Source organism: Staphylococcus sp. IVB6181 (assembly GCF_025561445.1).
Taxonomy (GTDB): domain Bacteria; phylum Bacillota; class Bacilli; order Staphylococcales; family Staphylococcaceae; genus Staphylococcus; species Staphylococcus simulans_B.
In genome coordinates, this window is record NZ_CP095096.1 from 1,616,953 (window position 1) to 1,640,470 (window position 23,518).

General features: G+C 36.2%; 22 protein-coding genes. 11 read left to right on the forward strand and 11 right to left on the reverse strand.

The genetic code is table 11. The annotated features are described in order from the left end of the window. The first annotated feature begins 182 nt into the window (after nucleotides 1-182). Nucleotides 183-1,505 carry an ISL3 family transposase gene (locus tag MUA90_RS07930; protein ID WP_262586160.1) on the forward strand — a complete coding sequence of 441 codons (1,323 nt, stop codon included), beginning with the start codon at nucleotides 183-185 and terminating at the stop codon, nucleotides 1,503-1,505. 108 nt (nucleotides 1,506-1,613) lie between these two features. Here MUA90_RS07930 and pepF read toward each other — a convergent pair whose 3' ends face one another. Then, nucleotides 1,614-3,431, reverse strand: a complete 1,818-nt coding sequence (gene pepF, locus MUA90_RS07935) for an oligoendopeptidase F (RefSeq protein WP_262586161.1) — start codon at nucleotides 3,429-3,431, stop codon at nucleotides 1,614-1,616. 181 nt (nucleotides 3,432-3,612) lie between these two features. Here pepF and MUA90_RS07940 point away from each other — a divergent pair, with 181 nt between their 5' ends. The 9 genes from MUA90_RS07940 to MUA90_RS07980 all read left to right on the forward strand — a co-directional run bounded on the left by MUA90_RS07940 (nucleotide 3,613) and on the right by MUA90_RS07980 (nucleotide 11,381). Continuing rightward, nucleotides 3,613-3,960 carry a hypothetical protein gene (locus MUA90_RS07940; protein WP_262586162.1) on the forward strand — a complete coding sequence of 116 codons (348 nt, stop codon included), beginning with the start codon at nucleotides 3,613-3,615 and terminating at the stop codon, nucleotides 3,958-3,960. 206 nt (nucleotides 3,961-4,166) lie between these two features. Next, nucleotides 4,167-5,651, forward strand: a complete 1,485-nt coding sequence (gene nikA / locus MUA90_RS07945) for a nickel ABC transporter substrate-binding protein (RefSeq protein ID WP_262586163.1) — start codon at nucleotides 4,167-4,169, stop codon at nucleotides 5,649-5,651. Further along, complete coding sequence (gene nikB / locus MUA90_RS07950; RefSeq protein WP_262586165.1) at nucleotides 5,648-6,637, forward strand: nickel ABC transporter permease; 990 nt, start codon at nucleotides 5,648-5,650, stop codon at nucleotides 6,635-6,637. The genes nikA and nikB overlap by 4 nt, the downstream gene beginning before the upstream one ends. Then, nucleotides 6,634-7,449 carry a nickel transporter permease gene (nikC, locus tag MUA90_RS07955; protein ID WP_262586166.1) on the forward strand — a complete coding sequence of 272 codons (816 nt, stop codon included), beginning with the start codon at nucleotides 6,634-6,636 and terminating at the stop codon, nucleotides 7,447-7,449. The genes nikB and nikC overlap by 4 nt, the downstream gene beginning before the upstream one ends. Next, a complete protein-coding gene (locus MUA90_RS07960; RefSeq protein ID WP_262586168.1) occupies nucleotides 7,442-8,233 on the forward strand; it encodes an ATP-binding cassette domain-containing protein in 792 nt (263 codons plus the stop codon). The genes nikC and MUA90_RS07960 overlap by 8 nt, the downstream gene beginning before the upstream one ends. Next, on the forward strand, nucleotides 8,220-8,915 hold the full coding sequence (locus MUA90_RS07965; RefSeq protein WP_262586170.1) for an ABC transporter ATP-binding protein: 696 nt from the start codon (nucleotides 8,220-8,222) through the stop codon (nucleotides 8,913-8,915). The genes MUA90_RS07960 and MUA90_RS07965 overlap by 14 nt, the downstream gene beginning before the upstream one ends. Nucleotides 8,916-9,541: 626 nt before the next feature. Continuing rightward, nucleotides 9,542-9,838, forward strand: coding sequence for a hypothetical protein (locus MUA90_RS07970; RefSeq protein ID WP_262586172.1), 297 nt, complete (start codon nucleotides 9,542-9,544; stop codon nucleotides 9,836-9,838). Between the two features lie 125 nt (nucleotides 9,839-9,963). Next, the gene (locus MUA90_RS07975) at nucleotides 9,964-10,449 is read left to right on the forward strand and encodes a hypothetical protein (protein WP_262586174.1); all 486 of its coding nucleotides are present in this window, start codon (nucleotides 9,964-9,966) and stop codon (nucleotides 10,447-10,449) included. A gap of 410 nt (nucleotides 10,450-10,859) precedes the next feature. After that, nucleotides 10,860-11,381 (forward strand): HdeD family acid-resistance protein, encoded by a 522-nt coding sequence (locus tag MUA90_RS07980; RefSeq protein WP_262586176.1) that lies wholly within the window; start codon nucleotides 10,860-10,862, stop codon nucleotides 11,379-11,381. Between the two features lie 89 nt (nucleotides 11,382-11,470). Here MUA90_RS07980 and MUA90_RS07985 read toward each other — a convergent pair whose 3' ends face one another. The 10 genes from MUA90_RS07985 to MUA90_RS08030 all read right to left on the reverse strand — a co-directional run bounded on the left by MUA90_RS07985 (nucleotide 11,471) and on the right by MUA90_RS08030 (nucleotide 22,258). Next, entirely contained in the window at nucleotides 11,471-12,730 is a 1,260-nt protein-coding gene (locus tag MUA90_RS07985; protein ID WP_262586178.1) for an aminoacyltransferase, read from the reverse strand. Between the two features lie 26 nt (nucleotides 12,731-12,756). Further along, entirely contained in the window at nucleotides 12,757-14,013 is a 1,257-nt protein-coding gene (locus MUA90_RS07990; RefSeq protein ID WP_262586180.1) for an aminoacyltransferase, read from the reverse strand. 299 nt (nucleotides 14,014-14,312) lie between these two features. After that, nucleotides 14,313-15,068 carry a tryptophan synthase subunit alpha gene (gene trpA / locus MUA90_RS07995; RefSeq protein WP_262586181.1) on the reverse strand — a complete coding sequence of 252 codons (756 nt, stop codon included), beginning with the start codon at nucleotides 15,066-15,068 and terminating at the stop codon, nucleotides 14,313-14,315. Beyond that, entirely contained in the window at nucleotides 15,061-16,290 is a 1,230-nt protein-coding gene (trpB, locus tag MUA90_RS08000) for a tryptophan synthase subunit beta (RefSeq protein WP_262586182.1), read from the reverse strand. Before trpB ends, trpA begins: the two co-directional genes overlap by 8 nt. Further along, on the reverse strand, nucleotides 16,280-16,915 hold the full coding sequence (locus tag MUA90_RS08005; RefSeq protein ID WP_262586184.1) for a phosphoribosylanthranilate isomerase: 636 nt from the start codon (nucleotides 16,913-16,915) through the stop codon (nucleotides 16,280-16,282). Before MUA90_RS08005 ends, trpB begins: the two co-directional genes overlap by 11 nt. 1 nt (nucleotide 16,916) lies before the next feature. Beyond that, the gene (trpC, locus tag MUA90_RS08010; RefSeq protein ID WP_262586186.1) at nucleotides 16,917-17,696 is read right to left on the reverse strand and encodes an indole-3-glycerol phosphate synthase TrpC; all 780 of its coding nucleotides are present in this window, start codon (nucleotides 17,694-17,696) and stop codon (nucleotides 16,917-16,919) included. After that, entirely contained in the window at nucleotides 17,680-18,696 is a 1,017-nt protein-coding gene (gene trpD, locus MUA90_RS08015) for an anthranilate phosphoribosyltransferase (protein ID WP_262586187.1), read from the reverse strand. Before trpD ends, trpC begins: the two co-directional genes overlap by 17 nt. After that, nucleotides 18,662-19,264: an anthranilate synthase component II gene (locus MUA90_RS08020; protein ID WP_232167465.1), complete on the reverse strand. Its 603-nt coding sequence runs from the start codon at nucleotides 19,262-19,264 to the stop codon at nucleotides 18,662-18,664. The genes trpD and MUA90_RS08020 overlap by 35 nt, the downstream gene beginning before the upstream one ends. After that, nucleotides 19,261-20,670, reverse strand: coding sequence for an anthranilate synthase component I (locus MUA90_RS08025; protein WP_262586189.1), 1,410 nt, complete (start codon nucleotides 20,668-20,670; stop codon nucleotides 19,261-19,263). The genes MUA90_RS08020 and MUA90_RS08025 overlap by 4 nt, the downstream gene beginning before the upstream one ends. Before the next feature lie 547 nt (nucleotides 20,671-21,217). Further along, a complete protein-coding gene (locus tag MUA90_RS08030; protein WP_262586191.1) occupies nucleotides 21,218-22,258 on the reverse strand; it encodes a M42 family metallopeptidase in 1,041 nt (346 codons plus the stop codon). Between the two features lie 139 nt (nucleotides 22,259-22,397). Here MUA90_RS08030 and MUA90_RS08035 point away from each other — a divergent pair, with 139 nt between their 5' ends. Beyond that, nucleotides 22,398-23,495, forward strand: a complete 1,098-nt coding sequence (locus tag MUA90_RS08035) for a prephenate dehydrogenase (RefSeq protein WP_114603404.1) — start codon at nucleotides 22,398-22,400, stop codon at nucleotides 23,493-23,495. The last annotated feature ends 23 nt before the right edge of the window (nucleotides 23,496-23,518 follow it).

A 23,518-nucleotide genomic window follows, 5' to 3' on the forward strand; every position in this document is an offset into this window, starting at 1 on the left:
ATGCTTATATTCTATTCAACAAATCATTTATGCTTATGCGTGTTCAATTTCTTTTGGCTCTATAATAAATTCGGTTGATGAGATAACCTAGCGGTTATTTCTCAATCGAATTTTTTGCATAAAAAGGGCGCAACCCCCTAATATTTAAGTTACCAACACAAATAAAGAGAGGAATTGCGCTTATGACACATTGTATAGCAAAAATACTTGATTATAAAGGGAAAAATATTACTTTTTCTGATGATGTTCAGGAAGTTTACTTTAACTTGGTAAGAACTTTACTATTTAAAGGCACTTTGACATACACACCAGATTGTTGTGAAAACTGCGGAGCAGTAAATGAAAACCATAGAATAGTAAAGAATGGTAAAAGAAAAACGATGATAAAGCTTATGAAGATTCAAGGTAGTCCCAGTTATTTAGAGCTCAAAAAACAAAGGTTCTTTTGTCGTTCATGCCATTCATCATTTGTAGCAAAGACGAATTTTGTGAAAAAACATCATAATTTCTGTAATAAATTAGCGCTGCATATTCTGTATCAAAGCCATGAGAATAGGTCTTGCAAAGGCATTGCTTACGATAACGATGTTAGTTCTGCTTCTGTAATACGTTATATTAATAAAACTGCAAATAGTGTTAAGTTAGGTCCATTTAATGAACTGCCCAAACATATCATGGTGGATGAATTCAAAAGTGTTAAAAATGTAGTAGGTAAAATGAGTTTTATATTTTGTGATGGTGATACGCATCAAATCGTAGATATTTTACCTGATCGTAGAAAGCGTGCATTATTTGCTTATTTTATCCGGTTTGATAGAGAAGTAAGAAAAAGAGTTGAAACAGTTACAACCGATATGTACAGCCCATATATTTCTTTATTTAAGCAGTTATTTCCAAATGCGAAAATCATTTTAGATCGATTTCACCTTGTTCAAGCATTAAATAGAGAACTCAATAGAGTTCGTATCAGGATAATGAATGAAAAAAGACATAAGGATGGCAAATACTATAGAAAACTTAAACATTATTGGAAGCTTATTCTTAAACCTTCCGAATCCTTGAATAGTACGCTTTATAAAGATAACAAGCTTTTCCCTGGATTAGAATCAGAAAAATCAATGATAAATTTTATTTTGGGTGAAAGCCCAGAGTTAAAGGATGTCTATGACAAAGTAAATGCGCTTCGTACATCAATAAAGACCAATGAAAATCATAAATTAACTCATCAAATTCTTAAATACCTTAAGGATAGAAATACTGATGGCGGACTTAAAAGAGTACTTAAAAGCTTTAGAAATTTTTTACCAGAAATTATGAATGCATTAAATCATCCTGGTCGCTCAAACGGCCCTATAGAAGCTATAAATAACAACATTAAAGTACTAAAAAGAATCGCTTATGGATACAGAAATTTCTATAACTTCAGAAATAGAATTCTAATCAAATTCAAGCTATTAGCTAAGAAAAAACATCGCTTCCATACCCCATTGCCTAAAGCAGCTTAAAATAAAAAATGCTCAGTTAGTAATACTAAATTCCATAGGAATTAAAGCAATACTAGCTGAGCGACATAGTTTATGGTAACTATAATATTTGATTTCAAATTTTATGCATCAACCGAATTTGACATAGAGCCTTTCTTTTGTTAAAGATTCTAATTCATCTACGAGACTGCTGATATAACTGATTGTTTCACGCAGCGGCGCATCTGTAGTAATGTCGATGCCTGCTGTTTTCGCTAAATCAACCGGTGATAAACTTCCGCCTGCTTTAAGTGTATTCAACCAATCTTCAACTGCCGGTTGGCCTTCATTTTTAATACGTTGAGACATCACTGTACCGATAGTTAAACCAGCTGAATATGTGTAAGAATAAAGGCCCATGTAGTAATGCGGCTGACGCATCCAAGTTAATTCTGCACCTTCAGAAATTTCCACAGCATCTCCGAAGAAGTCTTGATAGACTTTGCGAGTAATTTCATTTAACACAGGTGCTGTTAATGATTCGCCTTGATCCACTAAACGGTAAACTTCTCTTTGATATGCGGCTTCTAATAAGTGTGTAACCATATTATGATAATACGTTCTGGAAATGATAGATCCGATTACCCAGCGTTTGAATTTCGGATCATCGCTGTTTTTAAAGAGGTAATTCGACATTAGCATTTCATTTGTTGTAGAAGGTGCTTCTACAAAGTACATAGAAGCTTCTGACTCTAAGAAGTTTTGGTGCTGCTGTGCAAGATTAAAGTGGCCAGCATGTCCTAATTCATGTGCAAGCACAAAGGTTTCATTCATTTTGCCTGTCCATGAAATAAAGACATAACTATGAGAAGCAAATGGACTGGCACAATATGCGCCTGTTTCTTTGCCTTTATTTTGAGCAAAATCAATCCAGCGGTCTTCATAAGCTGCTTGTACCATTTTAAGATAATCGTCGCCTAAAATACCTAATGCATTATAAATATACTGCTTAGAATCTTCGATTGATATTTCAGGTTCAAAATCAGGGTCAATCGATACTTTCAAGTCTTCAAATTTCATATGGTCAAAGCCATGTACTTTTTGAAGCAATTTGGCATAGCGCTGCATCACCGGTGCTAAATCACTCATGATGACATCGATTTGACGGTCATACATTTCTCTTGTTACTTCTTGTTCTTCTAATAAATAATCAATAACTGAATCGTAACCTCTTAAGTCCGCTTCAATTTTCTCTTGTTGTACATGTGTATTATAAATTGCTGCTGTTGTATTTTGATATTTACGCAATGCATCGCTGAAGTATTTGAAGCTTTTACGTCTGAATTTTGTATTCGGATTATCTTCATATTCATTTTCGAAAGTAGGGTAGTCCAACGGATAAGTTTGACCATCTACTTCAAACGGTTCGAAATGAATATCCAGCATTTTAGTAATACCGTACATATCATAAGCCGCACTGAATGTCGGTGATAATGAAGCTAGTGTTTTTTCAACTTCATAAGAGAGTTGATAAGGTTTGCGATGTTTTAATTTTGTAAGGTAATGCGGATAAGGTGTTTCTGCTATTAATGTATCGAGCTGTTCATCAGATAACGCTAAAATCTCTGATTCCACAAATGCAAGCTGACTTGCAATTTTACCGTATGAAGTGCTGAGTTTCGCACTGAGCTTTTGTCCATCAGTATCAGTAGTATCCACACTTAAACGCATTTCTGCATAATTGCCTAAACGATCGATTTGAACTAAAAGCTCCACAAATTCAGGCAAAGCTGCTTTCACTTGCTCGACTGAAGATAGCTGATTTTCGTAAGATTCATTAAATGATGCTGTTGCTTGTAAGACTTTGTCTAGTGTTTGATAGAATGCTTCGTCATTCTCAAACAGATCGGATAAATCCCATTTCTCTTGCTTAGGAACATCTTTTCTTAATGGTAATCCTTGACTCATATAGAATTCCCCCTGCAAATAATATTTGATATAAGTTTATATAATAAAGTATACAACAAGCAAGATATGAACGCATCTGGTGCCCATTGTCTTTTAATTCACGTTCTTAACACTTTACTGTACAATAATAATAAGATAGACGATTGAATTCTCATTCGATTGAATTGAGAGGAGTTAGATTATGACGATTTTTGATATGCCGAACTTTCTATGGATAACGATTGCACTGGTACTCATCATTACTGCTTTCGGCGGATTAGCTTTAGGCAAATGGGTAGCACCTGCAGTCTTAACCTTTATTGTACTGGGCGTACTTGCATTCTTTATACCAAACTTTACTAAGATTACTTATCAGCCGTTATTAGGCTATGCTGCATTTATGGCCATTATCAGTTTGATTGAAAGTTTCTTGATTTGGTATTTCACACGCGATTTCAGACGCCGCAGATTAGAAAAACGCATGCAGAAGGAACTGCGCGAGCAAGAAGAGAGAGATTCGCGTGTTCATAGATCCCGCAGAAATAAATAACTATTTGTATTCTTTAACAAGTCTGGTTCATAACAGGCTTGTTTTATTTTATATTCTTATACAGTAACAACTAACTTACTTTCAAAATTATTGATGAAGTATTATAATTGAGCAGTAAATTAACATAGAGAGAGAAAGGAAGTGAACAGCATCTCAGTAAATAGCGCAAGTCTATTACATATCATGATTTCATCTGAGATGTCGCCATGAAAAAGTTATTTTCTTCAGTAGCCGTCGGCGCACTGCTGCTCTCAGGATGCAGCAACGGCGGAGGACATTCCGCTTCGAATACGGAACAATTAAATGTAGAACTTCCATTAAAAACTACTACACTCGCACCTTATGATACTGATGTTCCAGTTACAGTAGGGGCAGCTGAAACCTTATTTAAAACTTCAGCTAAAGGGGAAATCCAACCGCTTTTAGTAAAATCATATGAACAACCCTCTGATGACACATTGAAGTTGACTTTAAAAGATAATATTAAATTCCAAAATGGGCACAAGCTGACAGGGGAAGCTGTCAAAAGCAGCTTAGAACAAGGCTTGAAAAAGAGTGAGCTGCTGAAAGCGACATTGCCGATAAAATCTATTCAAGCTCATGGGCAAGAAGTTACAATTCAAACGAAAGAAGCTTATCCGGAACTTGTTTCAGAACTCGCAAGTCCCTATACAGCTATCTATGATACAAAAGCAGATACAGACATCAAACAAACGCCTGTAGGTACAGGTCCTTATGCCATTAAAGACTTTAAACGTACGCAGCAAATCAGCTTAAGTCAAAATAAAAATTACTGGCATGGCAAGCCGAAACTTAAGCAAATCAAAGTCACATTCAATGAAGACGGCAGTGCACGTACTGACCATGTATTATCTGGCAGAACAGATCTGACTAAAGATGTGCCTACAGATAAAATCAATTCTGTGAAAAAATCAGATAAAGCAAAACTTGAAACTGCATCCGGCTACAGAACTTCTTTCTTGCTTTATAACCATACAAGCAAGAAAATGACGAAAGACGTTCGAGCTGCACTTGATGCAGTGATTGACCGTAAACAAATCACTCAAAAGGTTGCACATAATTATGCCAAACCAGCAAATGGACCATTCAATACCAACTTAGACTTCATTCAAGACCAATCTGTACCATCGCAAGATATTGAAAAAGCTAAAAAATTAATGGAAAAAGCAGGCTACTCTGATAAAAAACCATTAACCTTGCGTGTATCATCCTATTCAGGACGTCCAGAATTAACAAAAATCCTGCAAGTGATTCAATCTGATGCAAAACAAGCACATATCAACATCAAGATACAAAACGTAGATGATATAGAAGGCTTCTTGCAAAACAAAAAAGACTGGGATGCTTCGATGTATAGTTTCGGCACATACCCACGAGGAGACAGCGGCTACTTCTTTAATATGGCCTACAAAAAAGACGGAGCTGTAAATAAAGGGGCTTACCATAACGCACAAGTAGATCAATTAATCGAACAGTTGAATCATACTGTAGATAAAAGTGAACGCGACCGTTTAACAAATGAAATACTGAAAGTCTCAAAACAAGATATTCCGAATAGTTATATCACTTATAACGACCAAATCAGCGCTATGAATCAAAAAGTCGAACATGTGAAAGTTTCACCAGAAGACATCTACTTAATAGATGAAAAGGTGGATAAGCAAGAATGATAATTAAACAAATTCTATCTAGAATAGGACAAATGATCTTAGTATTGTTTGTCCTTTCTACTATTACGTTTATTTTGATGAAATTGTCTCCAGGCGATCCGGTGAATAAACTGCTGCATTTAGATGTTGCGAATGTCTCATCTGAGCAAATCGAACAAACTAAAGCACAACTCGGATTGAATCAGCCTTTACTTGTGCAATGGTGGACATGGTTTTCACATATCCTTCATCTAGACTTCGGCACAAGTATACAGACACAAGAACCTGTACTGAGTGAATTGATTTACTTTACACCGCCGACATCGGTAATCGCATTTGGGACGTTATTTATTACACTCGTACTATCATTAACGTTAGGGACATTAGCTGCGGTATATTACCGTACATGGATTGATCGTGTGATTCGTGTTGTAACTTCAGCGTTTGTCAGTATCCCGTCATTTTTCTTAGGGATGTTGTTCATTTATGTATTCGCACAGAAACTTGAAATCCTTCCTGCAGCCGGTATTGATACACTTGCAGGTTATATCATGCCGATTATTGCATTAAGCATAGGAATGAGTGCTTATCACATAAGATTGATGCGTTCGACACTGATTGATTTATATAGAAGCAGAGAAGTAAAAGCTTCTCGTGCCAGGGGAATGTCTGAAAGCTATATTTTATTTAAAGACATATTCAAACCTGCTTTAATCCCGGTTATTTCAATTATAGGGATGTCGATTGGCGGATTGATCGGCAGTTCCGTTGTTATTGAAAACCTTTTTGATATTCCCGGCATCGGTTACTTTTTAGTAGAAAGTATTCGTTCTAGAGATTACCCGGTTGTACAAGGTGCTGTATTGATGATAGGTGCTTTTGTCGTCATCGGTAATACGATAGCAGACATCATTATTTTATTCTTAGATCCGACACAGCGTTATCAGCATTTAAAACACAAGCCGTTATGGAAGAAGAAAGCAGAAAGGCGCGTGAAGCAATTATGAAATTAACGAAAAAGAACAGCATCTTTTATGTTTTTGGCGCCTATTTAATATTGCTTATCATCTTGCAGTTTACTGTTACAACAAACCAAGCATTGACTGTACATTTAAATGAAGCTTTAGAAGGACCAAGTTTGAAGCACCTCTTAGGTACAGATGATTATGGCAGAGATTTATTTGCACGTCTTGTAATCGGTGCGCGCTATACATTGGCTATTACGTTACTTACAATTTGCATGATTGTACTTATCGGTGTCCCATTAGGTTTGATTGCCGGCTATCGCAAAGGCTGGATAGATACGATTATTATGCGCATCATCGATATTGGATTAGGTATACCTGACTTTGTGCTAATGATCGCATTTGCCAGTTTCTTTAAACCAAGTATTTGGAATTTGGTTATAGCAATCACTATGATTAATTGGATGACTTATACACGTGTTACACGTGCAATTGTCAATACTGAGATGAATAAGAACTATATCAAATTGGCGCGTTATTTCCATACGCCTAGTTATATCATTATTTTCAAACACTTGTTACCGCAAGTTGTGCCTTCATTATTTGTCTTAATGATAGTAGATATCGGTAAAATCATTCTCTATATTTCATCTTTATCATTCTTAGGTTTAGGTGCACAACCGCCTTCACCAGAATGGGGTGCTATGTTAGCTGCAGGCAGAGATTTCTTTACGGAACATCCGATTATGTTATTAGCACCTGCTGCACTGATTTCAATTACTATTTTATTATTCAATTTGGCAGGCGATGCATTACGTGACAGAATAGCAGAAAGAAGGGATATTCATGGCTGAACCATTAATGGAAATTAAAAATTTGAATATCACCGACAACTTACAACACACATTGATTAATCAGTTAAATCTTACTGTCAATGAAGGGCAAGTGAATGTGTTGATTGGAGAAAGCGGTTCGGGTAAAAGTTTGACCGCAAGTACATTGATTGGTCAAACTCCACCGAATCTGCATGTCAGTTATGATCAGTTTCTATTTAAAGGCGAACCTGTCACTGCATTTAAACATTTATTAGGCCATAAAATCGGTTATATCTCACAAGATTACGCACACAGCTTTACACAACATACATTACTCGGCAAACAACTCGTCGCAATTTATCGCACGCATTATAAAGTCTCTAAAAAAGAAGCACTCAGTCAAATCAAAAAAGCGTTAAGCTGGGTCAATTTAGAGCATACAGAAATACTGTCAAAATACCGTTTTATGTTATCAGGCGGACAGCTGGAACGTCTATATATTGCCAGTGTCTTAATGTTAGAACCGGATTTTATTATTGCTGATGAACCTGTCGCATCACTAGATGTGTTGAATGGACAACGTATTATGAAGTTGATTAAACATCTGGCAGAGGAACACGATACCACGTTACTGTTGATTACACATAACTTAACCCATGTCATACAGTATGCGGATACTATTAATGTAATAAGAAACGGTACGATTATTGAAAGCGGTGCTTTGAAGCATTTCAGAGAAGGGCAGACACATCCTTATACACAACAACTATTAAATGCGAGAAGCCGTTTAGTCAGAAAGGATGAAGTGCATGATCAAAATTAAGCATCTAAGTTTTGCGTATGATAAACAAAATGTCTTGCACAATATCAGTTTAAATATTCAAAAGGGCGAACTAATCGGAGTAATTGGTGAATCAGGTTCAGGAAAATCCACATTAATGAATTTAATCCTTGGCGATTTGCGGCCTGATCAAGGCGTCATTGATGTGAATACTGAACGTGTTTTACCGATTTTCCAACAAGCCACACAAAGCTTCAATCCGAAGTTAACACTCAGAACATCATTGAAAGAACCTTTAAAATACTATGCACACGCTGAATCCTCCTTTGATGCGATAGTATTGCCGTTGATGAAACAATTAAATCTCGAACAAAGACTGTTAGAGCGTTATCCAGATCAAGTCAGCGGGGGACAATTACAGCGTTTTAACGTCCTTAGAACAGTTATGTTGCAGCCAGATGTATTGATTTGCGATGAAATTACATCGAGCTTAGATGTAGTTGCTGAACAAAAGCTCATTTCACAATTAAAAGCTATTCACCAGCAGCAGCAAACTACAATGGTGATTATTTCTCATGATATCGCCATGCTGAATCAGATTGCTGATCGCATGATTGTATTGCAAAATGGTCATATTGTAGATGATTTTAATACACAAGATTTATTTGCGTCAACACGTCATGCATATACAAAAGAACTTATCCAAGCTTATGATGAAAACTAAGTCATAGTTCACATATATCCGGAGGCAAAAGGCCATCCGGATATTTTATTTTAATATTTTGGATTATGTAAACTAAAATCTCAGATACTAATCTCTATATACAACTTCTAATATTCAACTCAAATTATGCCTATAATTATTATCGTTAAACTTCATAACTGTAAATATGTCCGATATGTACGAAATGAAATACATAAAATACGTATTTTGGTTCAGAAGTCAGAACTATAATTTCTAAAACTGAATCACGTAACAAAGCTGCAGTATATGAATTACAAACCGCAGCAAAATTTATACAAACATATATAAGAGAGTATAGGTAAAAGGCACTTCTTCTGCTCAATACATAACTTCCTATAATATATATTATGTAAACTAAAAGAACGAAAATAAGATTTACATAGAGCTCTCTCGATTTTATGCCTATTTTCGACATCTGTTATACATTACTGACTTGCAATGTTTTAGTTACCATTAGCGATTCATTTATATGTTCAATTGAATTCTAGAACCTGATTCACAATTATCTCAGCAACCTCACTCGTTATAAACATGCTAATACTTAATCTGAGCTGGTAATAAAAAATCATAATCCTAAATTTGAAAAGCGTATTGATAGTCAATTTATGAATTTAAATGAAAAAATTGATGCATTAGACGCAAAAGTAAATGATATTCATCAATCACTGGATACTAAAATAGATGAACGCTTTAACACACTTGATGCTAAGATCGATGAACGTTTTAACACACTTGATAGAAAGTTTGACTATAAATTTAATACATTAGACGGTAGAATGACTAAGCTTGAAACTAAATTTGATGATTTCCAAAAAAATTCGAATACTCAATTCAAATGGCTTATCACAACAATGCTCAGCATGATTTTGGTCGTACTCGGTGTGTTAACTTATTTCATATAATGTTTTTTCTCCATTATATACTTATTTAAAGTCGCATATTTTCTCTTCCATTATTAATGGCAGGAAATGTTTCTAGCGAAACAATCAAACATTTTGTATAAAACTAAAGAAAAAAGGTGACAACTTTGAGCCAAGCATTAATAGTTAAAATCATTTTAGATCCTAACAAAAAACAACTAGAATTAATCAAACAATCATCACGCTTATATATTGATACCGTTAATACACTCGTTGCTGAAATGGTTGAAGTACAGACACAAACAATGAAAACCGCCAAGCATATTCATGTACCTTTAAACAACAGTGTCAAGAATCAAGCAATTAGAGATGCTAAGTCAGTTTTTAAACAAGCTAAGAAAACACAATATCAAAAGATACCTGTTTCAAAAAGACCTATTATTGTATGGAATAACCAAAACTATACAATTAATCATACAAGTATAAGCGTTCCATTTATTATAAAGGGAAAGACTCAAATAATTGAAATTAAAGCTCACATTTCGGACTACGAAAGAAATATAATTGAAAAAGCCAGTAAATTAGAAACGTTGCGTATCACCCGAAAAGGAACTGACTATGTCGCACAAATTGCAGTTGAAACACCTTTTTAAACTACCACTTAGGCATTAAAGTCATGGGTGTTGATTTAGGTATTAAAATTCCTGTCAACACAATATAGAAATCATCAAATTAGAAAAATTGGCCAACATCATATTATGAACTAGGATGGGGTATTGGCATACCCTCAGCTTTAGGCAAGTACAAACTAGAAATAGATGCGTACGTTTTGCACTAAAGAATCCCACTGCTTTAGCTATGGGAGTGTCAAATTTTAGTAATATTTCTCCCTTTTTCAGTAAAATATATTCCATTTATAATTACTTTAAACACCCTTCTATTATACAATTCATTTATTTTGTTGATTATCACCTTTTTATATCTATTTATAAGCGTTAAACACACAATTTTTCGCTAAAGGTTATATACTATTGTATATATTTCATGAAAGAGGTGTTAGAATTTGTCTACAAATCACATTAGATGGTCAAGTGTAATCATCGGCTTATTATTCTCATTAATTGGTATTTTAAGCGTAAGCTTCCCTATGAAAAATTTAGCAGTCATCACTTGGTTATTTGGTATTTTCTTCATTTTTAATGGGATTGCAGAATTATTCTTCAGACGTTTAACTAAATCCTTTGTTGGGGTTTCTAGCGGATGGTTAATGATACTTGGTATTCTAAATATTATTTTCGGTATTTTGTTCATAGTTTTTACTGATGTCGGCCAAGTCGCGATCGTGTACATGCTTGCATTCTGGTTTATCTTTGCTTCTATATTAGGTATCTTCACTGTGACACCGGCAGAGCAAACGAATAACGTATATCACTTTTTCTCAATACTCGTTAATATCATTGGTATTATCGCAGGTATCATCTTGCTGTTCAACCCATTCATAGGCGCTTATATCATCGCATTCTTTGTGGGTATCACTTTCCTCTTAATCGGACTGAACTATATCTTCGATGCATTTGCACACTAATTTAATCATAATAAAAGCGTGCTTTCCTCATAATTTTGAAGAAAGCACGCTTTTTAATTAACTTTAGTTAGTACTCTAATCCTTACTAACTATTTTTTTACTTTTTGGCGGATATTATTCAATGTATTGAAAATCCAGTATTTTACTTTTTGGATTGGTTTATAGAAATCTCCGATTAATTCTTCGATTTGAACATTGAAACCGCGTTTGAAACGATATACACCATAGTCTTCACTATCTTCAGTGAAGTCTCCAGATAAACCATAGAAGTTATAACGATCATAACCATGTTCGAAGCAGTAATTAATCATATACCAATGCATCATATAAGGTCCCATGTATTGGTTATATTTCTCTGAAGAACCGCCTGAGAAGTAGTTCACTTCATAAGCATTCGCAAAGTATACCCCAGCAGCTAAGTCTAATACAGAGCCGTCTGTTTGACGTAATTCGCTTGCTTTAAGCAATTCTTTTTGGTCATGTTCGATTTGTTTGTCTAACTCAGAGATTTTCTTCAATTGCTTATCTGACTTATTTTCTTTCGCCATCATTTGATCACGACGACCTTCTTTGTCATTGAGTGATTCTTGTAATGATGTAATATACTCATCTAAATCAATATAAGCTAATGGAATAAGTACTTTATCACCGTAATGTTCAATAAAGTTTTTAAAGTACTCGTCTGTTTTAGAAACAAAGCCTGCACGCTCTTCTGTTTCACGGTAAAGTTTAAGGAATTTATCTAATTCGTCTTCACCTAAGAATCTCACTTTAACGCCATAATTAATAGCTTTATTAATGTTACGTTTACGTTGGCTGTCGAATTGTTTCTTAAGCGATGCTGGTGTTTCATCTTTTAAGTCTAAAACCCCCATCCAACGTACTTGGCTTGATGTATCGTATTTTGTTGTAAAGCCATGGTGGTGATAACCATGTGATTTGAACAAGTTCACAATCGCATCATTTTTAGTACTGTCCGGCAGCGGATTAACATCTTTATCATAGATTTGATAAATCCAATAAGGGTCTATTTTAACGTATAAGCATTGATGCTGGCGCAAGTACTTCTCTAACTCGCGCAAGTAAAACTCAACCAAACCTAAATCACTGTAATCCATCACAGGTCCGCGGTTGGAATAATATACGTAACTACCCATTGTTGGAATTTTAGAAAATAAACTTGCTACTACGACACGATTGTCAGTGTCTTTAATTCCAAGTAACACAACTTCGAAACCATCTGCCTCTCTAGTTCCGATGTTTTCCTTTGTTTGGAAATAATGACTTTCGAGTGATGGATTCTGCACAAAATTGTCATATTCTTTAACTGTCAACTCTGTAAATTTCATTTCTTTATTTCCCTTCTACCTTATGTTTATCTATCTTTGATTTTCTTCAATGTTGTATAGAGTTTGTACATTGGCTTATTAATAGGTGCAATAAAGTCTCCTACATACTCAATCACATCTGCGTTAAATCCTTTTTTGAACTTAACTACTCCTGCATCTTCAGCATATTCTGTGAAATGACCGCTGATACCGTAGAAATTATAGCGGTTGATACCGTGTTGAATCGCATAATTAATCATTTCCCATTGCACTGCATAGCTGCCTGCAAAATGACGGTATTCATTAGATGTTCCGCCTGCGTAATACACTACTTCAAATGGATTGATAATAAAGAAGCCTGCTGAAATCGGTAATTCATTACCATGTTTCTGCTGCAAGTCGCGTGCTTCAGCAACTTTTTGATGATGTGCTTTCAACTGTTGTTCCAAGTTTTCTTTTTTACGTGCTGCTTTTTGATTATCAGGATTTTTATTTAAATCTTTCTCCGCTTTATTGATTTCTTTTTCTAAATTCTTCTCTTCAGAATTCAACTCATTAATATATTCCTCGAAATCAATATAAGCTAGCGGTACAAGCACACGGTCTTTATAATGTTTTAAACGATGGTAATAGAAGTCATCTTCACGATCATCGAAATCTTTCGCTTCTGCAGTATCTTCCATAAACTTACGGAAAATATGCATTTCATCTTCCCCTAAGAAACGTACTTTGACACCGTTGCGTTTTACTTTTTTAGTATTACGCTTACGCAAGCTGTCCATGCCTTTTAATACGTCTTGCGGTGTTTTGTCTTTTAAATCTAATACTGAGTGGAAACGAATTTGAATGATCGGATCGAATCCTGTTGTAAAGCCTTGGTGTTCGTAACCGAGTTGCGCCATTTTATCGAAAATCCAATCATTTCCTGCATTCCCTGTAATTTCCCCATCATGATTGCGGTATTGATAAGGTAAATATGGATCGACACGCAAATACAACGCATTATATTGTTTCACATATTTTTTAAGTTCTCTAAAGAAGTAATGAACTAATTCTTTATTTTCATAATCAATGACCGGGCCGCGGTTTGAATAGAAATATTTAAAGAACTTCATCACTGGCACAGCTGTGAGTAAACATGCTGCGATAACATTGTCATCATTATCTTTAACACCTACTAAGTGTGTTTCAGTACCTTCTGCAACTTTTAACTCATAATTGCCGACCATTTGTGTAAAATGGCTATAAGTCATTTTATCTGTAAATTCTCCAAATTCAGCTGTAGTTAGATTGGTAAACTTCATAATTTCAATAACTCCTAATTTGTATTCTCTATCTTTTATTTTGCTTCTAATTTCTAATTTCAATCTTCATTATTATACAATACCCAAAACGAAAACTAAAATTGAAACCTCTGTATCTGTTTCTTTATTATGTATGTTAAGTAAGATAGTACTTTCTTACAACTATTCTGGATAGTTTAAAATAACGTTCCCTAAATCTCCTTGCTTTACTATCATAACATGCTCTCCCCTTAGATAGTTATCAAAACCCCTGTACACAAAGCAAATCAGAGTCATTTCTGACTCTGATACATTTGCATTTATTTTAATTCGGCTTTCTCTTCACTTTCATTAAGTGCAGCTCTGATTCCTTGAAGATATTGTCTAATCGATGCAATATCATCTTCGGCAAATCGTTTCACAATTTCACTGCCGATGACCACACCATCAGCAAATCCGGCAACTTCAGCAACCTGTGCTTTGGTTCTGATACCGAACCCTGCGACTACCGGGACATCCGCTTGTTCTTTAATTAATGCAATTTTATTTTTCAACTCAGGATGGAAACCGCCATTATCTCCTGTTGTCGCATTCATCGTTACAGTGTAAATGAATCCTTCTGCGTGTTCTGCGATGTGTTGAATACGGTCGTTTGAAGCGGTCATCGCTATAAGTGAAATGATTTTTACTTTTCGGTTTTCAAAACGTTGTTTAAACTGTTCAGCTAATTCAAAAGGTAAATCTGGTATGATTAAACCATAAACCCCTGCTGCTTCGCAGTCTTGAAGAAATTGTGCCTCTCCATAATGAAGAATAACATTATAATATGTCATTAAAACATAACGAGAATTAGTCAATTCCTCTTTATGTGCTGTTAATGCTTTTAATATTTTACGCGCACTCATACCTTCTTTGATTGCCTGTTGCCCAGCTTCCATAATAGTCGGACCATCTGCGACCGGATCAGAGAATGGCAGACCGATTTCTACAATATCCGCTCCTTCTGCTTGCAGAACTTTTAAGTTAGCTATGAAATCTTTGTTTCCCATAATATAGGGTATAAATAATTTACTCATGGTCTCCACCTCTTTCTTGCATATAAGTGCGGATTGTATCCATATCTTTGTCTCCGCGGCCTGAAATTGTTACAACGATTATCTCGTCTTTATCCATTTTAGGTGCTAATTTTTCTACATAACTCAAGGCATGTGCACTTTCAATCGCTGGAATAATCCCTTCTGCTTTTGTAAAGCGGATTAAAGCTTCCATCGCTTCTTCATCAGAAGCATTCGGATATTCTGCACGTCCAATATCATGATAGTAGCAATGTTCAGGTCCGATACCCGGATAATCCAAACCTGCAGAAATAGAGTGTGCTAAACCGATTTGCCCTTCTTCATCTTGAAGCAGATACATTTTTGTACCATGCAATACACCGACTGAACCTTTACCGATAGCTAACGCATGTTTGCTTGTTGATGCTCCTGCACCAGCAGCTTCAACACCATATAATTTCACATCTTTATCTTGGACAAATGGATAAAATGTGCCAATTGCGTTTGAACCGCCGCCTACACATGCGACAACGGCATCAGGCAATCGCCCTTCTTTTTCTAAAATTTGTGTTTTAATTTCGTTTCCGATAACACTTTGGAAATCACGTACCATAGTTGGGAATGGATCAGGACCTAATGCTGAACCCAATAAATAGTGCGTATCATCCACATGACTGACCCAATATTGCAGCGCCTTGTTAACCGCATCAGAAAGTGTACCTTGACCTTCTGTCACGGATACAACTTTTGCGCCTAACAACTCCATTCTAAAGACATTTAAAGCTTGTCTTCTGATATCTTCTTCTCCCATAAAGACAACGAGTTCCATATCGAAGAGTGCTGCGACTGTTGCACTGGCTACACCATGTTGGCCAGCTCCTGTTTCAGCAACTAATTTCTTTTTGCCCATACGTTTGGCTAATAGCGCTTGGCCTAATGCGTTGTTGATTTTATGTGCACCTGTATGGTTTAAATCTTCACGCTTTAAATAGATTTTTGCGCCGCCTAATTGTTCTGTATAAGACTCAGCAAAAGTTAATGGTGTTGCACGCCCTACATAATCTTTTAAATAACCGTCCAACTCTTCTTGGAAAGTCGGATCCTCTTTTGCTGCTTCGTAAGCTTGTCTAAGTTCTTGAATAGCCGGCATTAATGTTTCTGGAACATAACGGCCGCCGTAACTCCCGAAAAATCCAAGTGCATCTGCTTCTGTTTGAATAGGTTGTGTTGTATTATGCGTCATTTTTATCTCTCTCCTCAATATAATTTGATATTGTTTTCATTGCTTGTGCATCCTTTTGACCAGCTTGTTCAATTCCGCTTGCGATGTCATATCCTGCTGCTTTGATTCCAAGTTGTTCGAATGCTTGAATCTTTTCTAAATCCATACCGCCAGCAACCAAGTAAGGAACATCCGGCAATTGTTTCAATTGATTCCAATCGAACGTTTGACCTGTACCGCCGTAATGAATCGAAGGGGTATCAATAATAAATAAATCAGTATATAGCCGATAAGTTTCAATCGCATCTGCTAACTTTCCATCTGCCGGCAATGCCTTATAAATCTGGATGTTAGGATAATGAGTACTGCACCATCGCAACAGTGCAGTATCTTCATGGCCGTGAAATTGAATGGTATCTATACTGGTTTCATTGATTAATCGCGAGACAATGGCTTTTGTCGGATTCACAACGACTGCCGCTTTATGAATCGAATCAGGTATGATTTTTGTCATTTGTGCAATTTCACTGATTCTTTGATGACGTTTGCTTTTTAAATAATGAATAAAGCCGATTGCATCTATATCATTTTTTATCGCCTGTTCAACATCTTTTTGATTTTGAAATCCGCAGTACTTTAAGAACATTTTACTGCTCCTTTTTTAGCTGCAGACTAGGTAAAAATTGCGAAAGGTCATCACATTTCATCAGCGATTCACCGATAAGTACACCATCAATACCAGAACCGACAACTTTTTCTACATCGGATTGTGTATGGATGCCGCTTTCAGATATATAATAGAAACCTTCTCTTTTATCTGCCAAAATTTCATTTGTATGTTCTACATCTGTTACGAAACGTGTTAAATCTCTATTGTTTACACCAATGATTTCTGGTGCTAATTGGTAAGCTCTTTCCAATTCTTGTTTACTGTGGACTTCTACTAAAACATCTAAATCCAACGCTTTTGCATATTGATAAAGTTCATGCATTTGCTGATCATCTAAGATGTTGACGATTAATAAAATCATTGAAGCACCTGCTCGATGTGCCACATCGATTTGAATCGGTTCAATCATGAAGTCCTTACAAAGTACAGGCAGTGTTGTTTGCTGTGTCAGTCGATTAAGACGTTCGTAACTGCCGCCGAAATAATATTCGTCTGTTAAAATTGAAATCGCCTGTGCACCATAAGTTTCGTAGTCTTTCACTTGCTGTGTTAAATTTCTTTCCGGCAATTTCTTAACAGATGGACTTTTAGACTTGATTTCCGCAATGACTGAGAGATGGCTTCGTTCAGATAATCGTTCGCTTAACTTCTTTTTATAACGTACATCTGTTTCAGGCAATGTTCTTAATAAGTCTTCATAATAGCCTTCTGCCAACAATTCTTTTTTATATGCTACGATGTCATCCAATATAGTCATACACTTGTCCCCCAGTCTTTTTATATTGTTCGAAGGCTTTTCCTTCGTCTATGAGTTGTTGTGCAAGTTTGACACCTTCTTGAATCGAGTCTGCTTTTTCTGCTGTATACAAAGCAATCCCTGCATTAAGTACCACAACATCGCGCTTGCTGGAATGATCTTTGCCGCTCAGAATATTGAGTGTAATTTCTAGATTTTCTGATGGTGTACCGCCTCTTAATGTGTCATTGCTTGCAGGTGTTAACCCCACATCCTGTGCACTTAAATGATAAGAGGTAATGCCTGTATCTCGGTTAACTTCGTAAATTAAGTTTTCACCTGATAAAGTCGCCTCGTCCATTCCATTTGCGCCATGTAATACGATTGCGCGTTTTCTGCCTAAGTCATAAAGTGTTTGTGCCATTGTTTTTACAAAATCTGGGTTGTATACACCAACAACTTGATAATCTAATTTGAATGGATGAATCATTGGTCCTAAAATATTGAAGATTGTCGGACCTTCCAGCATTTTTCGGATAGGTTGAATATGTTTCATCACTGGATAAGTATCAGTCGCATTTAAAAAAGCTAAACCTATTTCATCCATTTTCGCTTCAGCATCTATAACTTGTGTGCCTGCGATACCCATTTTGTTGAGTAAATCGGTGCTGCCGGAAGCGGATGTAATGCTTCGGTTACCATGTTTTAATACCTTAACGCCTGCTGAGGCAACCACAAATGCGGTTGTTGTAGAAATGTTGAAACTATTAGATTTATCACCGCCTGTTCCACATACACACATCGCACCAGGATAAACCGGTTGAATGGGATACATCGTTTGTATCATCGCTTGAACTAAATAAGTCACTTCAGTTTGATTCAAGGGGCGGGCAGTATATTCACGCAGTAATTCAGCTTTGGTATCTTGATCAATATCAGGATGGATTAAGGTTTGAATAAATTCATGGATATCTTGTTGTGTTAAACTACTGTGCTGTTGAATTTTTTGAATAAGTGTCATGGCTGCTAGCCCCTTTCTCTACTAATTTAATAAAGTTATGAATAATGGTTGCGCCTTGTTCAGTCGCAAACGATTCTGGGTGGTATTGTATGCCGTAATGCGGATAAGTTTTATGTTCATAAGACTGAATGCAATCTGTTGTCTCTCCCGTAATGATTAAATCTTTCGGAAATGTAACTGGGTCGCTGACTAGTGAATGATAACGCATGATTTTCAAATCTTTTGGTACACCCTCGTATAAAATAGATTCATGTGTTTGATGCATCGTATCGACTTTTCCATGCAATACACTAGCACCTTGAATCACTTTGCCTTTGTAATAACACGTTAAAGCCTGCGCACCAAGACAAATACCTAAAATCGGCAAATCATGATAATGGTCGATAATACGCGATAAATCATCTGTATCTTCTGGATGTCCCGGTCCTGGAGAGATAATCACCGCATCAGGATGCAAGTCATAAACAGTAGGATCATCCGGATATTTCACAACAACATCTGTGTATCCTGCCACAATGTTTACTAAGTTATAAGTGAATGAATCATAATTATCTACAATCAATATCATGGTGTAACCTCCAGTAAGCTTTTAGCTTTCAAACGTGTTTCTTCTAGTTCTTTTTCAGGGATGGAATCATAAACAACGCCGCATCCTGCTTCTACATCAACATATGTTTCATCAATCAACATTGTTCGAATGGCTAAGGCAAAGTCTAAATCGTGATTGCAGTTAATGTAGCCGACCCCTCCGCTGTATACACCGCGTTTATATGGATGTGCTTCGTAAATTCTTTCTATCGCTCTCAACTTAGGTGCACCAGATACCGTACCTGTTGGTAAAAGACTTGCGATAATATCCATCGGCGATATTTTCTCTTTTAACTGACCAGTCACTACACTAACAATGTGCATCACATGTTCGTACTTTTCGATTTCCATCAGGCGTTCGATTTTTGATGTACCTGTTTGACTGACACGATGGATATCATTTCTGCCTAAATCAACTAACATACTATGTTCGCTTAATTCTTTTTCATCGCTCAGCAGTTGTTTGGCATTAGCTTCGTCTTCTTCCGGTGTTTTGCCTCTTTTAATAGTTCCGGCAATCGGATTAGTCACAACTTCACTGCCTTTGACTTTCACAAAGCTTTCAGGTGAACTGCCTACTATAATCGGTTCATCAATATTCAAGTAATACATATACGGACTTGGATTTTGTCGTTTTAATTTACGGTACAGCTGATAAGACAGCGCATGTAATTTATCGCCGAATCCATGTTGGTATCGATAAATTCTTGAAGGTACAACTTGGAACATATCCCCTTCTGTGATTAACTGTTTAAATTTCGAAATAGTTTGAATAAACTGATTATCAGGAATATTCGGAATTATTTCTTTTTGAATCGGCACAAAAGATGTATCCGGTTGATATAATTTTATGTTTTGAAGTGCCTCCACTTGCTTTTTAACCTTATCTTCGATGGCTATTTTATTTTCTTTTGAGAATAAGTTCGTTGAGATGACATACAAATATTCTTTGTAGTGATCAAATACGTAAACATCTTCTATCATGTACAGATGCACATCGTTTTGTTCTGGTTTATCTTTAACAGCACTTCTTTTTAATACCGGAAACTCGTGTCGGACCAAGTCAAAGCTGCAATAGCCTATAAACCCTGAAATAAACGGCAAGTCTTTCAACTGTTCATCTTCTACCTCTGAATAATAACTTTGTACAAAGTCTTTCAGCTTTTGGTACGGATGGTTGGAAGTGATGGTTGTATCAAAAGGTGTTTTAATTTCTAATTGATCCTCTGTTAAAATCACTTCTCCATAAATATCCAGTGCCACGACTGAATAACGTCCTTTCGTTTTATTTTGGCTTGCACTTTCCAAGATGATTTTATGTGCTTTCAATTGTGCTAATGCTTCAGGGGTAATATCAGCATTCAGTCTTTCATAAACTACATCCATTTTTCTTATCGCTCCTCCCATAATAAAAAGCGCCCTTGTTTGTTGTAACAAGGACGCTTTTGGCGCGGTACCACCTTTGTTAGCAATCCATAAGATTGCTCACTCATGCTTTTATTTGATTGGCAGCTTCAAACAAAACCCAATTCATTAAACAGCGAGGTTAGTTTGCATCTACCACTAACTTTCTGAATCTGCTCACTCTGCTTAACTACTACCTTTTGTCTTATCACTGTATTTCTCTGTCTCTTCCAAATTAATAAAAGACACCACAATAACGCTTTACTCCTGTAAGGACGCGTTACCGTGGTGCCACCTTAGTTCAACATAGACATGTTCTTATTGATAAAAATTAAATTGTGTTCATGCTTGCTAAAAGTCCCAATTCACTTGATACGCTGTACTGATTTGCATCAACCATCAGTTTTCTGTTTGCTACATTTCATATAAGCTACGTTTACTTTTAACATCGTTCGCAATGTACTTTGAATTATACACTGCATTTTCAGCGATGTCAACACAAAAGTTAAACAACACTATATTTTTGGTTTTAATCTTCAACCATATCTGAGAAGAGATATGCCTCTAACAAGCGTTGTGTCGCTTTGATCGAATCAATATGTGTACGTTCCAATGCATGCGAAGATTCAATACCTGCCCCAAACAATCCGTGTTTGATATCTGCACCTGAACGCAATGCTGCTGAAGCATCTGAACCGTAATAAGGATAAATATCGACTTTATACGGAATCTCGTTGCTTTGCGCTAATTGTGTTAAATGCTGTCTCAATTTTTTATGATAAGGTCCTGAAGCATCTTTTGCACAAATAGAAACGGTATACTCATCAGAAGTTTGGCCATCTCCTAATGCGCCCATATCAAATGCAATATACTCTTTGACTTTGCCTGGGATAGAAGCATTGGCACCATAACCTATTTCTTCATTGTTAGAAATAAAGAAATGCGTAGTATACGGCAATGTTTTACCGTTTTCTTTCAGTTTTTCTAAAAAGTCCATAATCATCGCAACACTTGCTTTATCATCTAAATGACGTGATTTAATAAAGTCATTAGCTGTAAATACCGTTCTAGGATCTAAACTGATAAAGTCCCCTACTTCAATACCTAATTGACGTGTCTCTTCATCATTTCTTGTCACAGCATCAATTCTGACTTCCATATGTTCTTTATCACGCGGAATCGTATGATTGTCTTTGTATACATGTACAGATGTTTCGTGAAGACAAATCGTTCCTGTATAATCTTTGCCTGAGTCTGTATGAATAGTACAATATTCGCCTTCTATTGCGTTGAAAGCATAGCCCCCGATTAGTTCAATACCTAATCGGCCATCCTCTTTCACTTCTTTTACCATTGCACCTAAAGTGTCTACATGGGCAGTAATACAACGATGCTCTACATCATTGTCACCTTGTACGGTAATCATTAATGCCCCTTTATTCGTCACATATGTAGGATAACCTAAGTTCTCCGCAAACTCTCCCACATAATCAATCGCTTTGTACGCGTCGCCTGACGGACTTGGAATTTCAGTTAATGTTTTAATCGTTTCAAAAATTTTTTGTGCCATTAAAATCCCCTCCTTGTCTTTATTGTACCTATATTTTTCCTAAATAGAAAATCAAAATCTATTCCTTTAATACCTTGCGTCATTTGAAAATACACTCTATAATGTTTCTATTCTGAAAATTTAGACAGAGGTGAGTCTTTTGACTAAAAATATCCTTTTTGTTGGTTTAGGACTAATCGGCGGAAGCTTAGCTTCAAATTTAAAGTATGCGCAAAACGATGCACGTATTATTGCTTATGATTCTAACCTAAGTCAACTTGATAAAGCACTTTCGATTGGAATTATTGATGAAAAAGCAGTAGATTATGAAGCAGCTGTTCAACAAGCAGATATTATTATTTATGCCACACCTGTCCAACAAACGGTAAAATATCTCAAAACACTTACAGATATTCCTACTCAGCCTGGACTCATCGTCACAGATACCGGAAGTACCAAAGGAACGATTCAAGCCTTTGAAAAGCCGTTATTAGATGCCAAACAGATTCATTTAATCGGCGGTCATCCTATGGCCGGCAGTCATAAATCAGGTATCTTAAATGCGAAAAAGAACCTGTTTGAAAATGCGTATTATATTTTGGTACATTCTGAAAAAGAAAATGATCACGCATCAAAAGTAATTCAAGATTTGCTACAAGCTACACGTGCAAAAATCATCGCAACTTCACCAGAAGAACACGATTTTGTGACAAGTATTGTCAGCCATATTCCGCATATTGCTGCGGCGCTGCTTGTGAACTTAAGCCTGAATTACGATCAAGATTCTCCGCTGATTAAACAGCTTGCAGCAGGCGGTTTCCGTGATATTACACGTATAGCCAGCAGCAGCCCTGAAATGTGGAGCGATATCATGCACGAAAATAAAGACTTTATTCTTGCCGGCATTCAACAATGGAACAACCAGCTGTCTCACCTTGTTACACAAATACAAAACGATGATACTGAAGGGATTTATCAATTTTTCGAAAATGCTCGTGATTACAGAAATCATCTGCCCGCTAAGAAACCAGGCGCAGTTGCTAGTTCCTACGAACTTTACGTAGACATCCCTGACAAACCTGGTATGATCAGCAAAGTAACCTCTATTCTGAGTTTACATAATATTTCTATAAGTAACATAAATATTGTAGAAGTCCGTGAAGATATTTACGGTGCTTTGCGTATCAGCTTTAAAACACCTAAAGATCGCGAACTGGGAATTGAAGCGTTGCATGAATTTGATACGTATAGTCTTTAATAAGCATCAAAAGGTTCTGTAGA

Excerpts from the sequence above, each read along its gene's own strand:
- MUA90_RS07990 (WP_262586180.1), bottom strand. The coding sequence starts at position 14,013 with ATGAAGTTTACCAATCTAACTACAGCTGAATTTGGAGAATTTACAGAT.
- MUA90_RS07940 (WP_262586162.1), top strand. The coding sequence starts at position 3,613 with ATGACGATTTTTGATATGCCGAACTTTCTATGGATAACGATTGCACTG.
- nikA (WP_262586163.1), top strand. The coding sequence starts at position 4,167 with ATGAAAAAGTTATTTTCTTCAGTAGCCGTCGGCGCACTGCTGCTCTCA.
- nikB (WP_262586165.1), top strand. The coding sequence starts at position 5,648 with ATGATAATTAAACAAATTCTATCTAGAATAGGACAAATGATCTTAGTA.
- MUA90_RS07960 (WP_262586168.1), top strand. The coding sequence starts at position 7,442 with ATGGCTGAACCATTAATGGAAATTAAAAATTTGAATATCACCGACAAC.
- nikC (WP_262586166.1), top strand. The coding sequence starts at position 6,634 with ATGAAATTAACGAAAAAGAACAGCATCTTTTATGTTTTTGGCGCCTAT.
- MUA90_RS08005 (WP_262586184.1), bottom strand. The coding sequence starts at position 16,915 with ATGTTCTTAAAGTACTGCGGATTTCAAAATCAAAAAGATGTTGAACAG.
- MUA90_RS08020 (WP_232167465.1), bottom strand. The coding sequence starts at position 19,264 with ATGATATTGATTGTAGATAATTATGATTCATTCACTTATAACTTAGTA.
- MUA90_RS07970 (WP_262586172.1), top strand. The coding sequence starts at position 9,542 with ATGAATTTAAATGAAAAAATTGATGCATTAGACGCAAAAGTAAATGAT.
- MUA90_RS08030 (WP_262586191.1), bottom strand. The coding sequence starts at position 22,258 with ATGGCACAAAAAATTTTTGAAACGATTAAAACATTAACTGAAATTCCA.
- pepF (WP_262586161.1), bottom strand. The coding sequence starts at position 3,431 with ATGAGTCAAGGATTACCATTAAGAAAAGATGTTCCTAAGCAAGAGAAA.
- MUA90_RS07985 (WP_262586178.1), bottom strand. The coding sequence starts at position 12,730 with ATGAAATTTACAGAGTTGACAGTTAAAGAATATGACAATTTTGTGCAG.
- trpA (WP_262586181.1), bottom strand. The coding sequence starts at position 15,068 with ATGAGTAAATTATTTATACCCTATATTATGGGAAACAAAGATTTCATA.
- trpD (WP_262586187.1), bottom strand. The coding sequence starts at position 18,696 with ATGACACTTATTCAAAAAATTCAACAGCACAGTAGTTTAACACAACAA.
- MUA90_RS08025 (WP_262586189.1), bottom strand. The coding sequence starts at position 20,670 with ATGGATGTAGTTTATGAAAGACTGAATGCTGATATTACCCCTGAAGCA.
- MUA90_RS07965 (WP_262586170.1), top strand. The coding sequence starts at position 8,220 with ATGATCAAAATTAAGCATCTAAGTTTTGCGTATGATAAACAAAATGTC.
- trpB (WP_262586182.1), bottom strand. The coding sequence starts at position 16,290 with ATGACGCATAATACAACACAACCTATTCAAACAGAAGCAGATGCACTT.
- MUA90_RS07930 (WP_262586160.1), top strand. The coding sequence starts at position 183 with ATGACACATTGTATAGCAAAAATACTTGATTATAAAGGGAAAAATATT.
- trpC (WP_262586186.1), bottom strand. The coding sequence starts at position 17,696 with ATGACTATATTGGATGACATCGTAGCATATAAAAAAGAATTGTTGGCA.